General features: G+C 52.6%; 15 protein-coding genes. 8 read left to right on the forward strand and 7 right to left on the reverse strand.

The features are described from left to right. Nucleotides 1–109 precede the first annotated feature (109 nt). The 4 genes from FUA23_RS11540 to FUA23_RS11555 form a co-directional block, all read right to left on the reverse strand. On the reverse strand, nucleotides 110–1,786 hold the full coding sequence (locus tag FUA23_RS11540; RefSeq protein ID WP_147930898.1) for a SulP family inorganic anion transporter: 1,677 nt from the start codon (nucleotides 1,784–1,786) through the stop codon (nucleotides 110–112). 32 nt (nucleotides 1,787–1,818) lie between these two features. After that, nucleotides 1,819–2,304 (reverse strand): hypothetical protein, encoded by a 486-nt coding sequence (locus tag FUA23_RS11545; RefSeq protein WP_147930899.1) that lies wholly within the window; start codon nucleotides 2,302–2,304, stop codon nucleotides 1,819–1,821. A 121-nt stretch (nucleotides 2,305–2,425) separates the two neighbouring features. After that, nucleotides 2,426–3,811, reverse strand: coding sequence for a HAMP domain-containing sensor histidine kinase (locus FUA23_RS11550; RefSeq protein ID WP_147930900.1), 1,386 nt, complete (start codon nucleotides 3,809–3,811; stop codon nucleotides 2,426–2,428). Nucleotides 3,812–3,821: 10 nt separating this feature from the next. Next, nucleotides 3,822–4,514, reverse strand: a complete 693-nt coding sequence (locus FUA23_RS11555; protein WP_147930901.1) for a response regulator transcription factor — start codon at nucleotides 4,512–4,514, stop codon at nucleotides 3,822–3,824. A 507-nt stretch (nucleotides 4,515–5,021) separates the two neighbouring features. Here FUA23_RS11555 and FUA23_RS11560 point away from each other — a divergent pair. Continuing rightward, the gene (locus FUA23_RS11560) at nucleotides 5,022–6,185 is read left to right on the forward strand and encodes an acyl-CoA dehydrogenase family protein (protein WP_147930902.1); all 1,164 of its coding nucleotides are present in this window, start codon (nucleotides 5,022–5,024) and stop codon (nucleotides 6,183–6,185) included. Between the two features lie 123 nt (nucleotides 6,186–6,308). Continuing rightward, nucleotides 6,309–7,997 (forward strand): hypothetical protein, encoded by a 1,689-nt coding sequence (locus FUA23_RS11565; protein WP_147930903.1) that lies wholly within the window; start codon nucleotides 6,309–6,311, stop codon nucleotides 7,995–7,997. A 34-nt stretch (nucleotides 7,998–8,031) separates the two neighbouring features. Here the strand turns inward: FUA23_RS11565 and FUA23_RS11570 are convergent, their stop codons facing one another. Beyond that, on the reverse strand, nucleotides 8,032–9,588 hold the full coding sequence (locus FUA23_RS11570) for a T9SS type A sorting domain-containing protein (protein ID WP_147930904.1): 1,557 nt from the start codon (nucleotides 9,586–9,588) through the stop codon (nucleotides 8,032–8,034). A 353-nt stretch (nucleotides 9,589–9,941) separates the two neighbouring features. On the opposite strand from FUA23_RS11570, the gene nadA reads away from it, so the two are divergent. After that, entirely contained in the window at nucleotides 9,942–10,949 is a 1,008-nt protein-coding gene (gene nadA / locus FUA23_RS11575; protein WP_147930905.1) for a quinolinate synthase NadA, read from the forward strand. A 234-nt stretch (nucleotides 10,950–11,183) separates the two neighbouring features. Here the strand turns inward: nadA and FUA23_RS11580 are convergent, their stop codons facing one another. Both FUA23_RS11580 and fabG read right to left on the reverse strand, forming a co-directional pair. Beyond that, the gene (locus FUA23_RS11580) at nucleotides 11,184–12,587 is read right to left on the reverse strand and encodes a tetratricopeptide repeat protein (RefSeq protein ID WP_147930906.1); all 1,404 of its coding nucleotides are present in this window, start codon (nucleotides 12,585–12,587) and stop codon (nucleotides 11,184–11,186) included. Between the two features lie 108 nt (nucleotides 12,588–12,695). Then, a complete protein-coding gene (fabG, locus tag FUA23_RS11585) occupies nucleotides 12,696–13,439 on the reverse strand; it encodes a 3-oxoacyl-[acyl-carrier-protein] reductase (RefSeq protein WP_147930907.1) in 744 nt (247 codons plus the stop codon). Nucleotides 13,440–13,671: 232 nt separating this feature from the next. Between fabG and FUA23_RS11590 the strand changes: the two genes are divergently transcribed. The 5 genes from FUA23_RS11590 (at nucleotide 13,672) to FUA23_RS11610 (ending at nucleotide 21,596) form a co-directional block, all read left to right on the forward strand. Continuing rightward, nucleotides 13,672–14,622: an alpha/beta fold hydrolase gene (locus FUA23_RS11590; RefSeq protein WP_147930908.1), complete on the forward strand. Its 951-nt coding sequence runs from the start codon at nucleotides 13,672–13,674 to the stop codon at nucleotides 14,620–14,622. 255 nt (nucleotides 14,623–14,877) lie between these two features. Then, nucleotides 14,878–17,367, forward strand: a complete 2,490-nt coding sequence (locus FUA23_RS11595) for a TonB-dependent receptor (protein WP_246144172.1) — start codon at nucleotides 14,878–14,880, stop codon at nucleotides 17,365–17,367. A gap of 151 nt (nucleotides 17,368–17,518) precedes the next feature. Beyond that, a complete protein-coding gene (locus tag FUA23_RS11600) occupies nucleotides 17,519–19,018 on the forward strand; it encodes a sodium:solute symporter family transporter (protein ID WP_147930909.1) in 1,500 nt (499 codons plus the stop codon). 11 nt (nucleotides 19,019–19,029) lie between these two features. Next, nucleotides 19,030–20,019: a 3-oxoacyl-ACP synthase III family protein gene (locus FUA23_RS11605; protein WP_147930910.1), complete on the forward strand. Its 990-nt coding sequence runs from the start codon at nucleotides 19,030–19,032 to the stop codon at nucleotides 20,017–20,019. Nucleotides 20,020–20,030: 11 nt separating this feature from the next. Further along, nucleotides 20,031–21,596 (forward strand): class I adenylate-forming enzyme family protein, encoded by a 1,566-nt coding sequence (locus FUA23_RS11610; RefSeq protein ID WP_147930911.1) that lies wholly within the window; start codon nucleotides 20,031–20,033, stop codon nucleotides 21,594–21,596. Nucleotides 21,597–21,690 lie beyond the last annotated feature (94 nt).

Here is a 21,690-nt window from a genome sequence, read left to right on the forward strand (position 1 = left end):
CCTTACCTGGCTCAGGCCAGGCGCGGCTTTCAGCGCCTTACCAGCCACCACGCTAACGGCGCGCTAATTGTCCCAAATCACTTCGTTTCCGGTATATAAGGAAGTCCGGTTAGGTGGTTTCGAAGTTGGTGATGTTTAACTGGTTAGAAGGGATTCTGGTGCCATTCTTTATCTGTCCGGACGATAACCCTTCACCGTTTTCGGAGGCGGCTGAAGTTACGTGTGATTGCGAGTTTTCGATGTTGTATTCCTTCCGGAAGCCGATAGTTTTTACTGAAATGTCGCGTTCTTCGGCACCCTCTTCGACAAATTCCTTGATGGTCTGAAGTACGTCGTGATCTATGTAGACGGTATTAGAAGCGTCTATGACCAATTGGCTGTTTTCGGGCAGGTTCGCGAAGGTCCTCTTAATGGCTGCTTTGTTGAGGAAAGATACTTCCTGGGCCAGTTCCATGTTGATGATTTCACCTTCGTTGTACTGGTCTTTCCGGAAGAAGTACGCAAGTTTGAGGTTGCCGCTAAGGATGAAGAATACACTAACAGCAAGTCCGATTCCTACTCCAACCAGAAGGTCGGTAAAGACAATAGCAACTACGGTTACTACGAAAGGAATAAACTGGAACTTCTTGCTGCTGTTCCACATGTGGATGAATTTTTGAGGGCTTGCCAGCTTAAAACCAATCACGAGCAGAATTGCTGCGAGTGATGAAAGGGGGATTTTATTGAGGAGAAAGGGAATGCTCAATACCGCGATCATGAGGAAGAAACCGTGTGAGATGGCTGCAATTTTGGTGCGTCCGCCAGAAGCTACGTTCGCGGAAGTTCTTACGATTACCGAAGTAACCGGGATGCCGCCGATGAGGCAGCTAACCATATTGCCTACACCCTGGGCTTTCAGCTCGCGGTTGGTGTCGGTGTATCTTTTGAGCGGGTCCATCTTGTCGGCAGCTTCGATGCAAAGCAGCGTCTCGATGCTGGCTACTGCGGCAATGGTAAGCGCGACAACCCAGATATCCATTCTTCCTACCTGGGCAAAGTCGGGTAGACTAAATTGCCCCCAGAACTGATCCATGCTTTGGGGAACAGGAAGACTTACGAGGTGATCTGGTGTAATAGCAAGGGAAGAACCGGTAGCGATGAAAGCTTCGTTGATTGCTATACCGGCGAGAACTGCTACCAGTGCCCCGGGAATCGATTTGATTTTTTGCAGGAAGGGGACCTTCATGAAGGCAATGAGGATTGCCAGAGAGACAAGAACCACAATGAGAGCTCCCGGATGGATGAAGTTAATGGTATCAGCCAGGGTAACAAAGAGCTGATGCTGTCCTTCGGCATTAATGAAGAAGAAATCTCCCTCGTGCATTTCATCGAAGCCGACAGCATGCGGAAGTTGAGAAAGGATGATGATGATACCGATCGCGGCAAGCATTCCTTCAATTACGTTCGAAGGCAGGTAGTTAGAAAGAATACCTGCTTTTGCAAAGCCCAAAACAATCTGAATGACTCCGGCCAGGACTCCTGCAAGGAGAAAAGCCTCGAAAGATCCAAGGCTTGAAATTGCAGCGACTACAATCGCCGTCAGTCCCGCAGCCGGGCCAGATACGCTAAGTTGAGATCCACTCAGCGTGCCCACAACAATACCCGCCACTACGCCTGAAATGATGCCCGAAAATAGAGGCGCACCACTGGCAAGAGCGATACCGAGACAAAGCGGAAGAGCGACCAAAAAGACGACCAGGCCGGATTTTATGTCGGATTTTAAATATTTCGTTGTGAAGTTTTCCATAGTAAATATAGTTTTCAGCCCAATGGGCCGATTTAAAGGTCGAAGAGACTGTTGAATAATGTTTGCTGCCGTGCAGGTTGGTTGTTTCTCCTTTCTACCGGGGCCTGAATGATGTTTGCTACACTCTTGCGGAGATAGCTGGTAGTATCGAACCATTTGCGGTCAGGGTTCATCAAAACTCCGTCGTCGGGTAGGACAGCAGTGTCAGCATCCAGCGTTAAAAGAAAGTTCTGAAAAGCGAAAGAGTTACTTCCTGTGAACAATTCGAATTGAATCTGGCCCAACTGCCCTTTGTGCTCCAGGATCATATGCCTTTTTTCTTGAATGAACTCATCGTTCATTTGTTGGTAAATGAAATCCTGAGGAGTGAAGTGCATTATTCTCCACTTAGATTCAAACATCTTACAGCCTGCGAGGAGAACAATATCTAACCGGGTGTCGGGGAAATTCAGGAATGCGTACTCAATAAGTTGAAGAGACTCAGGGGTGTAATCGGTGGGGATGAGTATTCTTTTCATCTTATGTTGCGTTTGCAACAAAAGTAGGTACGGTCAATTAGAGCGGAATAAGAGCCAGATTAGAATGAAATTAGAATTCGGTAAATTCGCTTGATGTCCGGAAAGAATTATGTAAAGGAGACTATACTTTTGCCTTCCGGGTTCTTTTGTTGGGGAGCATTATCTTCACGACGGTGCCTTTGTCTATTTTAGAAAAGACTTGTATTTCTCCCCCATGCATTTGTATGATGCGGTAGGCGAGGGGAAGTCCGAAGCCGAAACCGGTGATTCCCCTTGCGTTGGAGGCTCTGAAAAAGGGCTCATAAATCTTCTTGAGCTCATTTTCGGGGATGCCTACCCCCCGATCTTTTATGATCAGAAATATTTTCTGAGCATCAGAAAACAGTTTCAGTTTTACTTCTTTGTTATTTGAGAATTTACAGGCGTTCTCCAGAATGTTCCCAAGGGCGACGCTAATGAGAGACTCACTCCCCAGAAGCGAAATGGTGTCCTGCTGTCGGGGCAGGTCTTCAAAATCCAGAATTATGTTGTTTTCAGGGATTGATACATCAAGGGTGTTTTTTACGTCCAAAACAAGCTCGTCGACCCGAATTTCACCGATGATCATCCCCTGAGAATCGAAGTTGGCTTTTGCCAATTTGAGAAGACCATTCACCAAAAAGTCCAATCTGGATGCTTCACGCTCCACACTTTTCAGGGTGGCCCGGTAATCCTGGTCGCTCCTGTCTTTATTCAGCGCAATTTCTGTTTGCCCCAGTATTGCGGCAAGCGGGTTGCGCAGCTCGTGTGATGCATTGTTGATGAAGTTACTTTGCAGGTCGAACGATATCTGAAGCCGGTCGAGCATGTTGTTGAAGGTGATGGCCAGCTGTGCCAGTTCGTCTTTTCCGGTAGTTGTAGCCAGGCGCAACGACAGGTTTTCCGCGCTGATTGAGTTGACTTCGTTTATGATCTTGGCAATAGGACTGAGCGCTTGTTTTGCGTAGTACCAGCCCAGGATGAAAATGAATATTATACTGATGAAGAAAGCCGATATCAGAATCGATCTGAGGTTGTTCAACTTGCCGACTCCGTATAAATCCCGGGCCGAGAGCACCACAATGAAGTCGCCTTCATTGTCGCGGTACAAAAGCCCGGTGTAGAAATACTCTCCCAGTTGTAATTCGGCGTACTCCTTCTGAAAGATGGTCTCGAAGAAGGTGTATGGCAGGTTTGAATCGGGCGTACTTAGCAGTTTTTTCTCTTTAGCATTTACGGGGTAAATAACTTCTGTTTCGTTCGGAAGTGTTTGCAGGTGCTTGATCCTGACGTCTTCGTAGATGTCGAGGTTCATTTCGTCCTCTTCCAGGTAAGCCTGGGCGGCAATGGTTGCTCTTTGGCTCAACCTCAGGTAAAATTCGCTCTCTGTGTACTGTTCGGAAGAGTAGTAGATCAGGATGAAAATTCCGGTCAGAAAGAAACTGGTCAGTATTACGAATACTGCAGTGATTTTGGTTCTTAAGCGCATCTGCCCGGATTTAGGTTTTAATTACGTAGCCCATTCCCACAACGGTGTGGATCAGCTTGGTGTCGAACTCCTTATCGATCTTATTTCTCAGGTAATTGACGTACACATCAACCACGTTCGTGCCCATATTGAAGTTGATGTCCCACACGTTTTCGAGAATACTTATCCGGCTAAGGACTTTCCCCTTATTGAGCAGCAGGTAGTGCAGCAACCGGAACTCGGTGGCCGTTAATTTTATTTCTTTCCCGGCTCTTATAACCTGCTTGGCGTCGTAATCGAGCTCCAGGTCGGAAACGGACAGAAGGTTGAGGTTGGTCTCTTTACTGTTTTTGTTGCGGGTGCGTGCCCGGATCCGCGCGAGCAATTCTTTAAACTTAAACGGTTTTACGAGATAGTCATCCGCGCCAGCGTCGAGCCCCTTCACGATATTATCCGTAGCGCCAAGGGCGGTGAGCATGATGATGGGTAAGGAAGTATAGCCCATCGCTCTTATGGTGCTTGCAATCTCAAGGCCACTCATTCCGGGGAGAATAACATCGAGGACAACCAGGTCGATATTTTTTTGCTTGAGTAACTCAAGCCCGGTTGGGCCATCAAAGGCTACAAAGGCGTTGTAACCGGACTCTTTGAGGCCCTGCCTGATGAAAGAGGCAACGTTTGCTTCGTCCTCAATGATCAGTATTTGCTTGGTGGAAGATTGCATGAAAGGGGCGTTTGGGTATCACGAGGAACCAGCGTTCAACAATGGTTGGTCCGGAGGGCGAGAGTGTTTATCTTCGGTGGGGTCCTGAAACGCTAAGATACGGCGGGTTGTCGTGTCGCCCCTGGCCGAATCGCGCTCCGGGCATCCTCCGGCTGCTGGTTCCGGTGATGATGTGAGCGGGGCGCAAAACATACCGCTTCGTGATACGCCCGCGCCCGGAGGTCGCGTTGGCCGTTCGCAGCCGAAGGCTGCAGCAACCCTGGTGGGAGGAGTAACCCGGTGCTCCCAAAAACCTTCCCCTGCACCTGCGGCCGCGCCCACAAGAATTAAACTTAATTACATCAATAGCATTAGTTTAGATTGTGCAGGCGCGCCATTTTTAACGCCAAAACAACCGCAACTTAATACAGGTCAGAGGATTGGCGGAGCATTTGTATACACACTTGCGTAGCCTCTGATTATTCCCTCCCGCGAATTTTCGCTAACTTCGCGACAAAGTCGAAAACCATGAATTTTTCCCTAACTGAAGAACAACTAGCCGTACAGGAAGCCGCCCGCGATTTCGCCCAGCGCGTCCTCAAACCCGGCGTTATTGAACGCGATAAGCACATGACTTACCCAACCGACGAGGTCCGCCAGATGGCCGAACTCGGTTTTATGGGTATGATGGTGAGCCCCGAGTACGGAGGCGGTGGTATGGATGCCCTCAGCTACGTGTTGGCCATCGAAGAAATCTCGAAAGTAGACAACAGTTGCTCGGTCATCATGTCCGTTAACAACAGTTTGGTGTGCTATGGTCTCGAAGCTTACGGCACCGAGATGCAAAAAGACAAATACCTCCGCAAGCTCGCTACCGGCGAGTGGATCGGTGCTTTCTGCCTCAGCGAGCCCGAAGCGGGCTCCGACGCAACCAGCCAGCGGACCACCGCTGTTGACATGGGCGATCATTACCTCCTGAACGGAACCAAGAACTGGATCACCAACGGTGGTAGCAGCAGTGTCCATCTCGTTATGGCGCAAACCGACGCCGAAAAGGGCCACCGGGGTATCAACTGCCTCGTCGTGGAAGCGGACTGGGAAGGGGTAACCATCGGAGCAAAAGAAGATAAGCTCGGCATCCGCAGTTCCGATACCCACACCATCATGTACACCGACGTCAAGGTGCCCAAAGAAAACCGCATTGGCGACGATGGTTTCGGCTTCAAGTTTGCGATGAAAACCCTGGCCGGTGGCCGCATCGGGATCGCAGCGCAGGCACTTGGCATCGCCGGAGGTGCTTACGAACTCGCTACGGCATACAGCCACGAACGCGAAGCGTTCGGCAAGCCCATCAGTAACCACCAGGCCATCGCCTTCAAGCTGGCCGATATGGCGACCGACATCGAAGCAGCCAAAATGCTCGTATACCGCGCTGCCTGGCTCAAAGACGAAGGCAAAGACTACAACCAGGCCGGTGCAATGGCCAAACTCTTCGCCAGTTCCGTCGCCATGAAGCACACCGTCGAGGCCGTTCAGGTGCACGGCGGCTACGGCTTCGTGAAAGAATACCACGTGGAGCGCCTGATGCGCGACGCCAAGATCACCCAGATCTACGAAGGAACCAGCGAGGTGCAGAAGATCGTCATCAGCCGGGGCTTGCTGAAGGGAGACCTTTACGTGCCGGTGGAGTAGAGGGCAGATTGCAGAAATCAGGATGCAGAGGGCAGAATGCAGAGAGCAGAATGTTTTGACATTGCACTCTGCCTTCTGTACTCTGCTTCCTGCCTTCTGCCTTCTGTCCCTACCTTTGCGGAGATGCACCCCCCAAACCACACCAAGCTCCCTTTTTGGCTCAAACTCGCAATTGCAGCGTTTACCCTGGTTTACACCTGGTTCTATTACCAGCCGATGTTAACCGAGCCGTATATGCTCAACGATGACGTAGTGCAGCACTACCTGTGGTTGTTCGTCGATTACTACGGGCTCAATTGGAAGGATACTTTTTACGCCGATGCTTCGGCAGCCATTCAGCCGCGCGGTTTTTATTACCTGCTTTGGCTGCTTGGCCGGGTATTTGATCCCATCACGATTTCGCGGGGAGGCCCCTTCCTTATATCCCTGCTTACGGTGGGCTTTGGTATGGGGTTGCTGCGGCGGTACACGCACTTTTTCATTGCTCTGGCGGGCTGTTTACTGGCGGTTCACCTGGGGCTTCACACCAGTGTCGGCTTTTTGGCAAGATCGTTTTTGATGCCGCTGTTGCTTGCCTTTGGGTATTACCTTTTGCGGGCCGACCAGCCCTGGGGGCTGGCGGGGGTTACCGTAGCGTCGGCATTGTTTTATCCGCCGGCTCTGCTGCTCAACGGTGGCATTTTTGGCTTGTGGAAACTGGGCGAACTGGTACAGTGGTTACGTGGGCGCGGCCGCAGGATGCAAGGAAAGGTTGAAGAAGCAAAGCAGCTTCGTTCTCCGTTCCATCGCTGGTACGTTCATCTGCTGGGTTTCGGAATCGCCCTGTTGGTGGTGCTGGCGCACGCCCAGCGGGTAGATACGCACCCGACACTGGGCGGGTACCTGCCCAACGAGGAAATGATGAGCCTGCCGGAACTTGGCATCGGAGGACGGGTAGACATCAGTGGCGCGCTGCGGGCAACTCCCTCCCGACGGATAGCGTACTTCTTCTACAACGACGCAAGAACTCCTTTTGGAGACTGGTTTGCTAACGCGGTACTCGTGTTGGTGGTCATCTTTACCGGTTTACGCTATAAGAAACTGGGAAAACCGGGTGCCTGGCTAATTGCTTTCGGCGTCAGCTCCCTTGTTTTATTTTACTTTGCCCGGCACGAGTTTCCCCTGCTTTTTCTGCCAAGCCGCTACCTGGCTTACCCGTATCGCCTTTGGATTCCTATGCTCTTTACTTTTCTGTTGGCGGTAGGGTGGTCTTACTATCCTAAAACATGGTTGGCGGTTTTGTGCGGATCGCTGCTGCTGGGCCTTGGCTATTACCGGCAGCCCCCGTCGAAGATGCCTGTCCATACGGAGTCTGGCCGAGCATATCTCTTCGATGCAATCGCTCAATTGCCGGAAAGTGCACTTATTGCGCTTCCTCCTCACATGGCCGACCAGGTGCCCGTCTTTGCACGGCGTAATGTGTTCATCAGCTTTGAATCGGCCCACGCCCTCTACTTTCAGAACTACCACGATTACGTGATTCCCCGCTATCAGGACTATATCGAAGCGATGACAACTACCGGCAATGACCTGGCCGGAACGGTCGCCTTTATGAATAAGTGGGACATCGACTACCTAATCATCGACCGACAGCAACTGCGGGAAGCAGAGTTCAGTTCCTTCGTGCCCTTTCGCCGCCAGTTTGAGGATCGCCTGAAGGGTACAAATGTTGAAGACCGAACGCTGTTGCAGCTGCCCGACTCGGTCGGGATGCTCCTGCGGGAGCGGTTGCATATTGTCTCGCGGGAGGAGATTGAAGAGTTGGTTCAATGATTGCCAACCTCCGACAGCCCATTAAGTATTGGACTTATCTGATGACGATTTTTCCCCGGGCTATCCCCAGCGATGTTTCAACCATCAACAAATAGACACCCGGAGCTAAGGTTTTGGCGGGCACCACGTTTTCCGCTGCCGTAAAGCGCCGATGATAAACTTCCCGACCACCTACATCAAAAACACTCAGGGTCTTAACTCCTGATGTCTCATACGCAGCGGGCAGGCGAACGGTGAAAGATTCGCTTGCCGGGTTCGGGAAAATTCCCAGTCCGATTTCCGCTGGTTCTGGGGTGTTTGTAGCGACGACGTCCTCGTGGATGAAAATGGTATCTTTTATTTCCGTACAATCATCCGGATCATAGCAACCGTCTGCGCTCAATTTCAGCAGCCAGCTGCCTCGTTTGCCTTCTTCTAGATCACGTGCTCCCGCAAGCAATAAGTCCCCACTAGGCGTTTCCACCCCATCATAAAACACGAGCTGAGGAGCTACTTCGGCGGTGGGATAAGCAATGAGCCGCTCCCATATCTTTTCTCCCGTAGGAGAGAGCCTAAAGACCCAGCCAACGTTGCCCGCTGCACCATCTAGTACCATTCCCTTCCAGCCCATCCCTAGCACATCACCGTTCGCGAGCAACTCTAGGTTGTGCAGCTTCCCGAATATAGGCCCTAACATGGTCCGACTTTTGAATTCTCCCAAGCTGTCCAGAAAGAAAACAGCCACGGGATCTCTAACGTAGTATGCAGGTGGATGACTAGTGCTGAAAGAATCCTTCGTCCAGCCGTAGACTATGTCTCCGTTTGGTAAAGGAAGAAGCTTCGGGTGAAAGTCTATTCTAAGGCCTGGGTAGATGTCTTTTTCCCAGAGCACCCTACCGTCAGCACTAATTTTTTGTAAAAAGCCCCGCTCTCTATCGTTTGATAAAGAATAGTCGATTGCTCCAAAAGCCATTAGTAAGTCTCCGTTGGGTAGACTTCTAATCTCTCCTGGTTGTGGTCTATGGTAAACACCCTTGTAGGAAATCGTACTATCTACCCTTGTTTCAGTATTGTAAAAAGTTAGAGAGTTAACCCACTTGGATGTATCATCTCCCCTTATCTCATCAATATATAAAATCAAGCTATCTTCTTTCCCTTTTATCAGGGAATAGCCTGCTAAGCTACTCGCATCCGTGTAGCTCTTGTGAGTAGCTGCACTTGTAGCAAAGTCTAGGTCTAACAGCCCTAATGATTGAGGCTGGCCTTGTCTCAAATTAAACACCAAACTATATACTTTGTCGTTGAACACTTGGTCTCCCGTCGACTTTACTGGGTATATGTTAAAATCAAAGTCGTCCACCAAATATTCTTCTAAAATATCACCTTGAGTATTTACTTTCAAATACCGAATCCGGGCATACTCTTGTGAAGATGTAGGATAGTCTGACAGGGTGAACAAGTAACCACCATCCACTAAGTTTAGATTTGTCCCTACAGACAAGTTGCCCCCTTCAACAAGATAAGTCTTAGAAAAATTTGGTTGTGCGTCAAGGTCAATCGACAGGACCGAAACGAGAAGCAGCGCGTACAAAATAGCAGCGGATTTAAGCATGCCTTATTTATTTGATCACAGTTATTTTCTTGGTGTAATGTTGGTTTCCGGGGATGTTTACCTCAAGGAAGTACGTGCCGGGGGGTATTCCGTTCAGATTCATGTTTGTATAGTGTCTAGGGGGGCTTTTTTGTAATTTAGGAAGAAAATATTCAACAATACAGCCAAAATGAGCGGACACCGGACATTTGTTAGTCACCATATATAAAAGATCGTACCCTCACTTCCCGGTCCATCCCATCATTTTAACCAAGCCCGCACCCGCGTCCGCGCCCAAAAAAAGGTTAGCTTAAAAAATAAGTAAACTAAATCAGTAACCTTCTCGTTATCTTGTCGTCTCAAAAGTAAAACTTATGTCCGCTGAACTGAACCTTGCCACTAAGAACCTGAATAAGATGGGCTACCTCGAACTCGATGTAGACCCTACCCTCGACCTTGTTGCCGAAATCAATAAGCTTAAGAAAGAAAAGAACGCCGTCATCCTGGCGCACTACTACCAGGAGTCGGAAATTCAGGACATTGCGGATTATATCGGCGACAGCCTCGGCCTGAGCCAGCAGGCCGCCGAGACCGACGCCGACATCATCGTTTTCGCCGGAGTGCACTTCATGGCCGAAACGGCCAAGATGCTGAGCCCCTCCAAAAAGGTTCTGCTGCCTGACCTGAAGGCCGGCTGCTCTCTGGCCGATAGCTGTCCCGCTCCGGTTTTTCGTAAATTCAAGGAGAAGTACCCCGACCATAAAGTAGTCAGCTACATCAACTGTACGGCCGAGCTGAAAACCCTCACCGATGTTTGTTGCACCAGCACCAACGCCAAGCACATCATCGACTCCTTCCCGCCCGAGCAAAAACTGATCTTTGCGCCAGACGTAAACCTCGGCCGCTGGCTCGTGAAGGAAACCGGTCGCGATATGGTGCTCTGGAACGGATCCTGCATGGTGCACGAAATCTTCAGCCACGAGAAAATCACTAAGCTGCGCATTAAGCACCCCGATGCGGCCTTCATCGCCCACCCTGAGTGCGAAGCCCATATCCTCGATATTGCGGACCACGTAGGTTCTACTTCCAGCCTGCTGCGCTTCACCCGCGAGAGCGACTACCAGGAGTTCATCGTGGCTACCGAGCCGGGCATCATCCACCAAATGGTCAAAGAGAGCCCGGACAAGGTCTTCATTCCCGCGCCGCCGAACAACGCCTGTGCCTGTAACGAATGCCCGCACATGAAGCGTAATACGATGGAGAAACTCTACCTGTGCATGAAGCACGAACTGCCCGAAATTCACCTGCCCGAGTGGGTGATCGAGCAAGGCGTTGCTTCAATCGACCGGATGCTGGAGATCTCGGCTAAGGCAGGGTTGTAGGGGCAACAATGCCTTCACGAGAGATCTGCCGCCTTCACCTCCGGTAAACAGCCGGGATGAGCGCCTTCAAGTCGCGTGAATTTGGCGTTGGTTCAGATTTTAAGATTGGAGATTGGTTTGCGCCCGTTTAACCCTTAGCTTGAGGATAGGTCGGAGTACAACGCCTCTACCGGAGACCGGTTTTTATAATTTGCGCGAATGTGGCGTATTGGAAGGAAAGGGTCGTTAATCTACCTACTTCCTCACCACTCCCTCCGGCAACAAGGCTCCGATACTTTGGCAAAAAACCGCAAACCGCTCCTGGTATTTTTCGTTACCGGGCACAGCGTTCCTGTTCTCCTGAAAGCGTTGCTGGAAAGTCTTGTCGTCGGTAAATCCTTCCCGCCAGCGGGCAAGGTCGAGGAGTATGGGAATGGTGGGTAAGTAGCCCGCTTTAACGGAATACGCCCGGTCTTTGTCTTCCAGTTTGAACTGGCGGGACAGCTTCAGCGCCTTCTCGTTGTGGTTTTGCAGCAGCAAAACCTGGAGGTAGACGGTAAAGAACAGGTGCCAGCGGTACCTGAGGATTTCTTTGCGGTAGGCCCTCAGGTAGCTGTCTCCGTAAGATTCGGCCTGGGCGTGGCGCCCGTTTCTGATCAGTGCTTCGAGGTAGAAAGCGGTGTATCCGATCCGGTTGTGCGGGTTGACGGTCGTCTTGGCGGGCTCCTTGGCGGATTGGAGCAAGTTCAGTGCTTCCTGCTGCCGGCCGAGGCGCAGTAAAACTGCGGCGAGGTTGTTGACGTAAAAGAGGTAGTCGTAGTTTCGGGCCCGGACGGAAAGCATGCCGTAGTAGACCGCCTTATTGTACTCCCGCCGTTGCGAGTGGAGCAGGAGACGATTACCATAGTAATTGGCCAGGATGCGCCGGGAATAATTGTTGCCTTCCTGAAAGGATTCATCGAGATAATCGAAATGTGCCAGTACCCGGTCGTAGTTGTGGTAATTGAAGCCGATAAAGGTGAGTCGGACGAGGGCAAGGTAACGGTTCAGCCCGTCCATCTCTTCGTTCAGAAAAACACCTTCCAGTAAGTCCTGCCATTGCTCGCTTTCGTTGCTTTGGCTGGCGTATTGTTCCACGACGTCCTGGGTGACAGCATGAAGCTGATCATAACACTCTTTGCTCTGCCGGTAGGATGCAGCGTGGGCAACGATGAAGTCATTCACCAGCCGGTGGTCCTGGTAGCGCAGCCTGATGTGCAGGAAATGACGGTAGTGTTGGAGTACCTCGTAGAACTTCATGAAGAAGTAACTGGGGTGCTGGTAGTGGCGAACCTGCTTCAACAGTTTCTTTTCGTCTTCCTTTTCGATCGAATCGGTCATGATCCGCCGTTCGACTTCGAGGAGCCATTCGTGGTGTACGTCGACGTCGATGTCGTCGAGGCGCTGGCGGATCCAGTTTTGGAGGTGATGGTACTTCCGTTTGTCGATCTCCAGGTCGTAGGGTGTAAACTGCTCCACCTGGCGGCAATTGAGGTCAACCCGCCGGAGGATTGCGAGGCGTTCGGGGTCTTCGAGTTGCTGCGTCCGCAATAGGTACGCGGTTTCATGCGGGAGGAGTTGCCCGGTGAATTCCGTGAATTTATGCAGGCGGTTGCGCATGGTTTTACATTTGGTTAAAGACCTAAGCCCGGTAGTAGCCAGTGTGCAGCAATCAGAGTGCAGTAAAATTTATGCGCTGTATTCTGATTGCTGCATGCCGAAATTGAATTAGAGGATAAGTCCCCCGTCTACACTAAGGCAGGTTCCGGTAATGAAGGAGGCTTCTTCGGAGGCGAGGAAAGCGTAGGCGTTGGCGATGTCTTCGGGCTGGCCGAGGCGGCGGAGTGGTGTTTTGTCTTTCATTCCGGCGAGGACGGCTTCGGGCATCGCTTCCGTCATTTCGGTGGCGATGAAGCCGGGGGCTACGGCGTTGACGGTGATGCCGTACTTGCCGAATTCGCGGGCCCAGGTTTTGGTCATCCCGATGAGGCCGGCCTTGGTGGCGGCGTAGTTGGTTTGTCCGAAATTGCCGTAGAGACCGACGACGGAAGAAGCGTTCATGATCCGGCCGAACTTAGCTTCGGCCATGTAAGTATAGACGGCCTTGGTGCAGTTGAATACACCGGTTAGGTTGACGTCAATGACCTGTTGCCATTGCTGATGGGTCATTTTTTTGAAGCTGCTGTCGCGGGTGATGCCGGCATTGTTGATGAGGACATCGATGCGGCCGAAGTCGGCAAAGACGGCGGCTGCGGCTTTTTCGCAGGCCTCCGGGGTGACGGTGTTGACGGCGTAGAATTTTGCCGGGTAACCGGTGGAGTTGAGGGTTTCGACCAGCTCGTGGCCAGCGGCCTCGTCGATGTCCCAGATGGCGAGGGTGGCGCCTTTGGCGCCACATTTCAGCGCGGTTGCTTTGCCGATACCACGGGCGCCGCCCGTGATGATGATTACTCTGTCTTTAAGTTGTTGCATGACCTTCGTTTTTAATGAGGTGAGGTCCGAAAACTAGCGGCTCCGGTGGGGGAGTAGTTAGGGGAATGCAAGGTAATAAAGGTTGACTAAACGAAGTAGGTGAAATTAAGCTACTGAAAATAAGGGTTTTATATCTCAAAAATAAAGGGTTGACCAGTTTTCAAACTTTGCCCTCTACATCCGCTTTGCACCCGCGGCTGCGCCCTAATTTGCCATCTGAAAACTTTCGATCATGCGCTTTTTACAATACCTGACTCTCTTTCCGATCATTCTGCTGTTAACCTCCTGTGCAACAGCGCAAAACCCCGCTACCGTGACTACCTGGAACTACCCCTTCAATGTCCACTACGCTGAAGTGAACGACAGTGTACGCCTCGCTTACGTAGACGAAGGGACCGGGCCGGAAACCCTCCTTTTCCTTCACGGCCTGGGCTCTAACCTTCAGGCCTGGCAAAAAACGATCGCCGGCCTGAGCAACGATTACCGCTGTATTGCCCTTGACCTGCCCGGTTACGGGAAGTCGAGCCAGGGAGACTACGCCTTCGGGATGAGTTTTTTTGCGAACCAGGTCGCCGCGTTTATTGAATCATTGGGGCTGAAGGAGGTCACTTTGGTGGGCCACTCGATGGGCGGACAGGTTGCGATCACCCTCGCTTTGCAGCAACCAAAGTACCTGAAGCAACTGGTGCTGGCCGCGCCCGCCGGACTGGAAACCTTCTCGGCCGAAAACCGGGTGTTTTTTGCCACCTATGTGCAACCGCACATCGTGAGGGCGGCCACCGAGGCGCAGATTGAGGCCAACTTTGCCATGAATTTTTACGACATGCCCGAGGATGCCCGCTTCATGGTGGAAGACCGGCTGGAGATGCGGGAAGACTCCCAGGCTTACCACTATTACTCCGAAATGATTCCCCGCTGCGTACTGGGAATGCTCGATGAGCCGGTCGCCGACCGGCTGGCTGCCCTGGACCTGCCGACGCTCCTGATCTTTGGTTACGAAGACCAGTTGATCCCCAACAAATTATTGCACCCGGAATTGAGCGTTGAAGCGGTTGGCGAATTTGGCCAACAATCAATTCAAGGGTCCAAACTTGTCTTTCTTAATGAAGCAGGACACTTCGTTCAGTGGGACCAGGCACAGGCCTTCAATAATGAGGTGCGGGCTTTCATCGAAAAAAAATAACAGGATTTCGAAATTTTCGGTCAACCCTTTTTTGAGAGGTGTATAATTTACAGTATTTCTAGGTTTTGTGGAATTTTTAGGGGTATAGTGTCTTTTCAGTCAACCCCGTATTATTGAAAAATACAGTGTCTGGCTTTCCTGCCTGCGCATACATTGGCAAAGTAAATATTGTTTGGAGGGATGGGCCAGTATTTGGGTTCGTGTCCGAAAATGAAACTATTTGCCAAATATGTGACTGTTTTTAAATTAGAGATCATGCATAATACACTACTGGTTTTAATCTTAAGTCTTTTCACCACGGCGGCCATGGCCCAGCAGGCAACGCTATCGGGAAGAGTGGCTACCGGAGATGGTGAGCCTCTGCCCGGTGCCACGGTTGGGGTAGAGAACAGCTCCCTGGGTACCTTCTCTGACGAAGACGGGGAATACTCTCTTTCGCTGGCGGCGGGCACTTACATCGTTCAGGTAAGTTTTACGGGGTTTTCGGTAGAAAAAGCAACCGTTACGGTTGCTGCCGGCGAAGCCGCGACCCTCGACTTCATGCTGAAGGAGGGCTTCGAACTCAGCGAAATTGTGGTTTCCGGATCACGGAAACCGGAAAGGATAACCGAAAGCCCGGCTACGATCGAAACAATCTACTCCCGCGAAATTCTGGAGTACGCCGGTAATCCGGCGGAGCTCGTCGCCCGGCAAAAAGGCGTGGATTACTTCCGCGCGGGCCTCGCTGCGCCGGCCTTCAACATCCGGGGCTTCAACTCCAACTTCAACGCCAAGAACCTGCAGGTAACCGATGGCCGTTTCAGTACGCTGGTGGCTACGGGACTACCACTGGGGCCTCTGAACACCACGATCAAAGAAGACATCGAACAGGTTGAGCTGATTCTGGGGCCCAACTCAACGCTCTATGGTCCGAATGCCCACAATGGTTTGCTCAATACCATCACCAAAGACCCACGGCAGTACCAGGGAACCACGATTACCCTTAACCCGGGAGTGACCGGCGACGGCGACGCTTACTACAGCGCGCGGATTCGTCACGCGCAGGCCCTCAACGACAAATTTGCCTTCAAGGTAACCGCAGAATACACCGCCGGTACGGAGTTTGAATACACCGATTCGGTATTCATCGACCGGACCGGAGCCTTTGATGATATGGGCAACGCTATCCCCGATGGTATCAAAGAAGGATACGAAGAGCTGGAACTGGACCGCGATGTCGAGTTCATGCGCGGTGAATTTGCCCTGCACTACGATCCGTCCGATAAGCTCAAGCTTGAACTCGCGGGCGGTATGAGCAACAGTACTTACCTCTCGCCCACCAACGTTGGCCGCAACCAGATCAAAGACTGGCAGGTAGGCTACGTTCAGCTCAAGGCCAGTGGCGAGCACTGGTTCGCCCAGGCTTACTACACTACCTCTAAAACCGACAGTACCTATTCCATTGATGACCGGACGAAGGCCTACTACTCGCTCCTCGATGCCGGCCAATCCGACGCCGTAGCCCGTGGCCCGCTCTCTTACTCGACGGGAGCCATCTTCCAGGATGCCTCAAACCGGGTGAACGCCGAGGCGCAGTACAATAATTCTTTTGGTGACCTGAAGGTAGTTGGTGGGGTACAGTACCAACTGGACAATGCCAACAGCCGGGGGAGTTACCTGCTGGACGAAAACGCTGATGACTACATCACCGTATCTCAGCTCGGTGCCTACGCTCACCTTACCTACGACTTCGGTGGTGGCTGGCGGGCCCTGGCGGCGGCACGAGCCGATAACCACGAGGTGTACGATTTCAACTTCGTACCCAAAGTCGGCTTGCTGAACATCGGCAAGATGGGAACCTGGCGCCTGACGTACGGTCAGGGCATCGCCGCGCCAACCATTCTCAACCTGTACGGTAATCTCTTTGGTGGCCTCATCCTCGGCAACGCCGAGGGATTCACCCTTACCGACGGTTCCAAAGTGGAAAAGCAACGTGTGGAGAAAATCTCTACCCTCGAGCTGGGCTACCGCGGGCAGCTGATCAAGAACAAGCTGTTCATCGACGCAAATACCTACTATAATAAGTCCAAAGACTTCCTCAGTCCGGTGACCGTAGTTGGCGTTACGACCGAGAGGGGAGACACGCCCATCGCCGACGTTCAGGATGCCTTCGCGGTGTACGGTGGCCTGGTGGCTACTTACGTCAACTTCGGTGAAATCAATACCTACGGCCTCGACATTGGCCTCACCTATTACTTCACACCCGAATTCAGCGGGTTCCTCAACTATTCTTACTTCGACTACAGCGCCGACGAAGACGACCCGGAAAACGATTTCAACAACGACGGTGTGGTCAACTTCCTCGACCTGCTGGTAAATGCGCCTACCCACAAAATGGGAGCCGGCCTGAATTACTCCGGCGATAAGTGGTTCGGCAGCCTTTTCGGCCGTTGGGTGCAGGAGTACGATTACTTCAGCAGTTTCCAGATCGCCAGCCGCAGCTACCCCGAACTCACCTACCGGGGCCTCCCGATCATTGAAGGTGCCCGCTCGGGTGACTCCTTCAACTACGGTCCGCTCGGTGGCTTCGTTACCTTCGATGCCAGCCTCGGTTACCGTTTCAGCGAAAAGGTTACCCTGTCTGCCGCCGCCAACAATCTCTTCAATACCGAACTGCGCGAATTCACCGCTGCTGCGCCAACTAAAGGGCTCTACACCCTCGAGCTCCGCTTCAATCTGCCGGCTATCCGTAGTGGTAAGAAGTAAGCTGCGCTGGAATTCCGATTGGCACAGCCCCGGATGTAGAAACCGGAACCCTAACCCCATAGTCTGCCCGCCGGGGGAGTAGGCATACCGCCTGACTCTCCCGTGGGTTAGCTTTGGGAAACTCAAGATTCTTCGAATATTAACCCTCCAAATGGTACTTGCCTGGACGCTTTTCTTACTCTACCTGCTGGGTACCTCCTACCTCGGGTGGTTGGGCCTGAAAAAAACCGACGGGTTCAGCAGCTTTGCGATTGGTAAGGGAGACCTGTCTCCTTTGCAGGTGGGGGTTACCCTGGCGGCCGCAACGGCCTCGGCGGCAACCTTCATCATCAACCCGGGCTTCGTTTACGTCGATGGACTGGCGGCTTTCATGCACCTGGGACTGAGCGTGTATTTAGGTTTCGTCCTCATGTTGCTGTTGCTCTCGTTTCGTTTTCGGGAGCTTGGCTCGGCGTTTCACGCCCTGACCATTCCTGACTGGATCGGTAAACGGTACAACTCCCGGAATTTTTCCCTCTACTTCGCGGTCATCAACCTTCTGAGCTTCGCTTTCATCGTGTTGCTGGTTGGTGGGATATCGATCGTGATGCAGCAACTTCTGGAGGTTTCCAACCTGGTTGCGCTGGCCATTACGCTCGTTTTCGTTACGGGCTACGTACTGATCGGGGGCACCTACGCCCACGTTTACACCAATATGTTTCAGGGCTTCCTGATGGTGGGTGTATCGGTGCTGGTTATCGGGTCTGGCATCGTACTCATGGCCGGTACCGAAGATTTTTGGGGCGCGATCGCAGGTGCCGGGGAAGGGTTAATGGGGTACGTTAACCCCGAAAGCCGGTTCTTCAAAGATGTTTTCTCGACGTATATCGCCGGGTTTTGTATTGGTGGTGCCCTGGTTTGTCAGCCGCATATCCTGACTAAGGCGCTGTACGTAAAAACCAACCGGGAAGTCGGCCGCTACATCGCCATCTTTTCGGTGGTGTACCTCCTCTTCACGATGCTCTTGCTCGTGGGCTTCTGGGCCCACGTTGCGGTGCCAGCCGAAGCACTGACCGATCCTGCTACCGGGCTCTTTCGCCAGGACCTGGTGATGACGGCCTACCTGAAAGAAACCTTTCCCGACTGGCTCTTCACCATCGTCAGTGTGGTTCTGCTGGCCGCAGCTATGTCGACCCTCGATGGCTTGCTGGTGGGTATCTCAACGATCACCGCCAACGACCTGGTGCTCAATCTGCTCCGCAGGAAGAAGGAAGGAGACGAAGAAAAACAACTGCGGCTGGCCATGCGGGTCAGCCAACTGGTGCTGGTGTTGGTGGCCATTGCTGCATTTTTTGTCGCGTTGCACCCACCGCAACTACTGGGCATTTTCGGACAGGTGGGGGTTTACGGGCTGGTGCTTGCAGCGGTCCCGCCCTTACTCGCTGGTGTGCTGTTCACAAATGTTCATAAAGGCCTTGTCTGGGCCTTCTCCGTCCTGGCTCTGCTTATCCATTTTACGCTTTACCGTTACGGAACCATCTGGTTCCCCGACACAACGCTGGCGTTTGCCAACCCCGGCGTTACGGCCGCAATTGCCCTGCTCGCAACGGCCGTTCCTTCAACCATAATCTCCTGGGCCCTCCGTAACCGGCCTGCTCCCGTAAAGGACTAAAATCTCTATTTATGCGAAACGCAAAAATCAGTGCGTGCGGCGCTTACGCTCCCGCACGTGTCATCCCCAACGCTTATTTCAACGAATTACTGGGCGAAGACGTAGATACCTGGCTGCGCACCAACGTCGAAATATTTGAAAGGCGTTGGTCTGCACCAGATGAGAGTTGTGCCGATCTGGCCGAGCACGCTGCCCGTCAGGCACTCGAACGCGCCAGCCTGAAAGCGGACCAGTTGGACCTGATCATCGTTGCAACCGATACACCGGAGTTTGTCTCTCCTTCCACGGCGTCCGTTGTGCAGGCCCGCCTCGGGGCGGGCAACGCTGGTACATTCGATATAAACACTGCCTGCGCGGGCTTCGTCACCGCGCTGGACATTGGCTCCAAGTACGTCCGTAGCGACGAGGCCTACAACCGCGTCCTGATCATAGGTGCTTACGCCATGAGCAAATACCTCAATATGGAGGATAAAAAGACTGTTACCCTGTTCGCCGATGGGGCCGGAGCCGTTGTACTTGAGTCCACCGAAAAAGAAGGCGAAGGCTTCCTGGCCAGCGAGCTCCGGTCTAAAGGGGAGTACAACGAATGGATGGGCATTTACGGCGGCGCCACCCGCTACCCGAATACCCCGGAGAGTATGGCTAACCACCAGCACCAACTTCAGTTTGTCCATCGTTTTCCCAAAGAACTGAACCCGCTTACCTGGAGCGATATGGCCCGGAAACTATCGGACCGAACCAACGTGGCTCCTCCTCAGGTAGACCATTACTTTATCACTCAGATCAACATCAACGCCATCCGGGAAACCCTGAACCTGCTGGAAGCGGACGAAGCGAAGGCGCACACCATAATGCATCACTACGGCTATACCGGCTCGGCCTGCATCCCGATGGCTTTTAATGATGCCTGGGAGAAAGGCTTGGTCAAACCCGGTGAGTTGGTGTACTTTATTGGCTCGGGGGGCGGACTTGCTTTTGCCAGCGCTGCTTTCAGGATGTAAAAACAAAAACCATGACTGCCACAGATTGGGCCGCCCGCTGGGCCGGGTACTCGCCAGAAGCCATCGCGTTTACGGATGGGGATACGGGAGAAGAACTTACTTACGGAGAACTGAACCAGGGAGGGATGAACCTCGTCGTTCATTTTCTTTCAACCCTTGGTTTGGGTCACGGAGACCGCATCGCAATTCTGGCCGAAAATAGTCTGGCTTATCCTCTGCTCTTCGTCGCTGCTCAGAAAGCCGGCTTCGTGCTCGTTCCGGTCAACTACCGGCTCAGCGCGCACGAACTCGCCTATATCCTGAAGGATGCCGCACCTGCTCTGTTGATCGCAGAAGCACAATTTTCAGCATTGGCGGCTGCTGCCTGCCAACAGTCCGGACTTAACCCGGAATGCTGGTTACTGGAAGAAGTGTTCAACCATGCCGTAGAAGCAACCGGAGCCGTACCCCCTCTCCGAAGGAGAGCGGCCGGGGGAGAGGGCGAAGAACCACAAAGAACCAGCCGTCAGTTGGGCACACCTCGATGGCCAACAGTGTCAGAAACAGACCCAATTTTCATTCTCTACACTTCCGGTACGACCGGCTTCCCGAAGGGGGCTTTGTACACCCACCGGATGCTGTTCTGGAACAGCGTGAATACAGCGCTTTCGTTGGTCATCAATTCCGAGAGCCGCACGCTCAACGTTATGCCGCCGTTTCATACCGGAGGCTGGAATGTGCTGGTCACTCCGCTGCTTCACCGGGGCGGACATACCGTTCTACTGAGGAAGTTCTCTGCCGGCGGGGTGTTGGAATGGCTTGAAAAAAGCAAGTCGACGGTATTCATGGCCGTGCCCACTATGCTGCGTATGCTGACGGACGACCCGGCTTTTGCAACTGCGGATCTCACGAGCTTGCGCTACATCATTGTTGGCGGCGAGCCTTTGCCTTTACCGGTTATCGAGCAGTGGCACCGAAGGGGGATTCCCATTCGGCAAGGCTTCGGGATGACGGAAGTCGGGCCAAATCTGTTCTCACTCCACCAAAACGATGCTACCCGAAAGATCGGGTCTATCGGTCGTCCCAATTTCTACGTTGAGACCAGAATAGTAGATGAGAACGGCAGAGATTGCCCGGCTAACGTTTCCGGAGAATTGCTCCTGCGTGGCCCGATGGTAACGCCGGGCTACTGGCAAAATGAGGCTGCGACCCAATCTGCCTTTCAGGGCGAGTGGTTCAAAACGGGAGATGTCGTACAACGGGACGAAGATGGCTACTTCTTTGTCGTTGGCCGTCTGAAAGAGATGTACATCTCCGGAGGTGAAAATGTCTACCCCGCCGAGATCGAACGCTGGCTGGAGAAGCATCCGGAAATCGCGGAGGTTGCCGTCGTCGGAACCGAAGATGAAAAATGGGGGGAGGTTGGAAGCGCTTTCGTTGTTCCGGTGCCCGGCCATTCTCCTTCGGCAGAATCACTTGGTGGTTATTGTCGGGAAGGTTTGGCCCGGTTCAAGGTGCCTAAGTATTTCCTCCTGGTAACGGAACTACCTAAAAACGCTACGGGGAAAATTGACCGTCGGGCATTGGCCAATCTCTGAGGAGCGTCTCTGTTTCCCCAAGCTTTTCTTTGCACCCGCGGCCGCGCCCGGATGCCCCTTCGGTAAAGTAAAAACGCCGCCTACCCGAAGGAAG

The organism is Neolewinella aurantiaca (assembly GCF_008014675.1).
GTDB classification, from domain to species: Bacteria; Bacteroidota; Bacteroidia; order Chitinophagales; family Saprospiraceae; genus Neolewinella; species Neolewinella aurantiaca.

Bases quoted from the DNA above. Each gene is read 5' to 3' on its own strand.
- FUA23_RS11540 (WP_147930898.1), bottom strand. From the start codon at position 1,786: ATGGAAAACTTCACAACGAAATATTTAAAATCCGACATAAAATCCGGC.
- FUA23_RS11565 (WP_147930903.1), top strand. From the start codon at position 6,309: ATGCACCCCCCAAACCACACCAAGCTCCCTTTTTGGCTCAAACTCGCA.
- FUA23_RS11590 (WP_147930908.1), top strand. From the start codon at position 13,672: ATGCGCTTTTTACAATACCTGACTCTCTTTCCGATCATTCTGCTGTTA.
- FUA23_RS11555 (WP_147930901.1), bottom strand. From the start codon at position 4,514: ATGCAATCTTCCACCAAGCAAATACTGATCATTGAGGACGAAGCAAAC.
- FUA23_RS11550 (WP_147930900.1), bottom strand. From the start codon at position 3,811: ATGCGCTTAAGAACCAAAATCACTGCAGTATTCGTAATACTGACCAGT.
- FUA23_RS11595 (WP_246144172.1), top strand. From the start codon at position 14,878: ATGCATAATACACTACTGGTTTTAATCTTAAGTCTTTTCACCACGGCG.
- fabG (WP_147930907.1), bottom strand. From the start codon at position 13,439: ATGCAACAACTTAAAGACAGAGTAATCATCATCACGGGCGGCGCCCGT.
- FUA23_RS11545 (WP_147930899.1), bottom strand. From the start codon at position 2,304: ATGAAAAGAATACTCATCCCCACCGATTACACCCCTGAGTCTCTTCAA.
- FUA23_RS11605 (WP_147930910.1), top strand. From the start codon at position 19,030: ATGCGAAACGCAAAAATCAGTGCGTGCGGCGCTTACGCTCCCGCACGT.
- FUA23_RS11560 (WP_147930902.1), top strand. From the start codon at position 5,022: ATGAATTTTTCCCTAACTGAAGAACAACTAGCCGTACAGGAAGCCGCC.
- nadA (WP_147930905.1), top strand. From the start codon at position 9,942: ATGTCCGCTGAACTGAACCTTGCCACTAAGAACCTGAATAAGATGGGC.
- FUA23_RS11600 (WP_147930909.1), top strand. From the start codon at position 17,519: ATGGTACTTGCCTGGACGCTTTTCTTACTCTACCTGCTGGGTACCTCC.
- FUA23_RS11610 (WP_147930911.1), top strand. From the start codon at position 20,031: ATGACTGCCACAGATTGGGCCGCCCGCTGGGCCGGGTACTCGCCAGAA.
- FUA23_RS11570 (WP_147930904.1), bottom strand. From the start codon at position 9,588: ATGCTTAAATCCGCTGCTATTTTGTACGCGCTGCTTCTCGTTTCGGTC.
- FUA23_RS11580 (WP_147930906.1), bottom strand. From the start codon at position 12,587: ATGCGCAACCGCCTGCATAAATTCACGGAATTCACCGGGCAACTCCTC.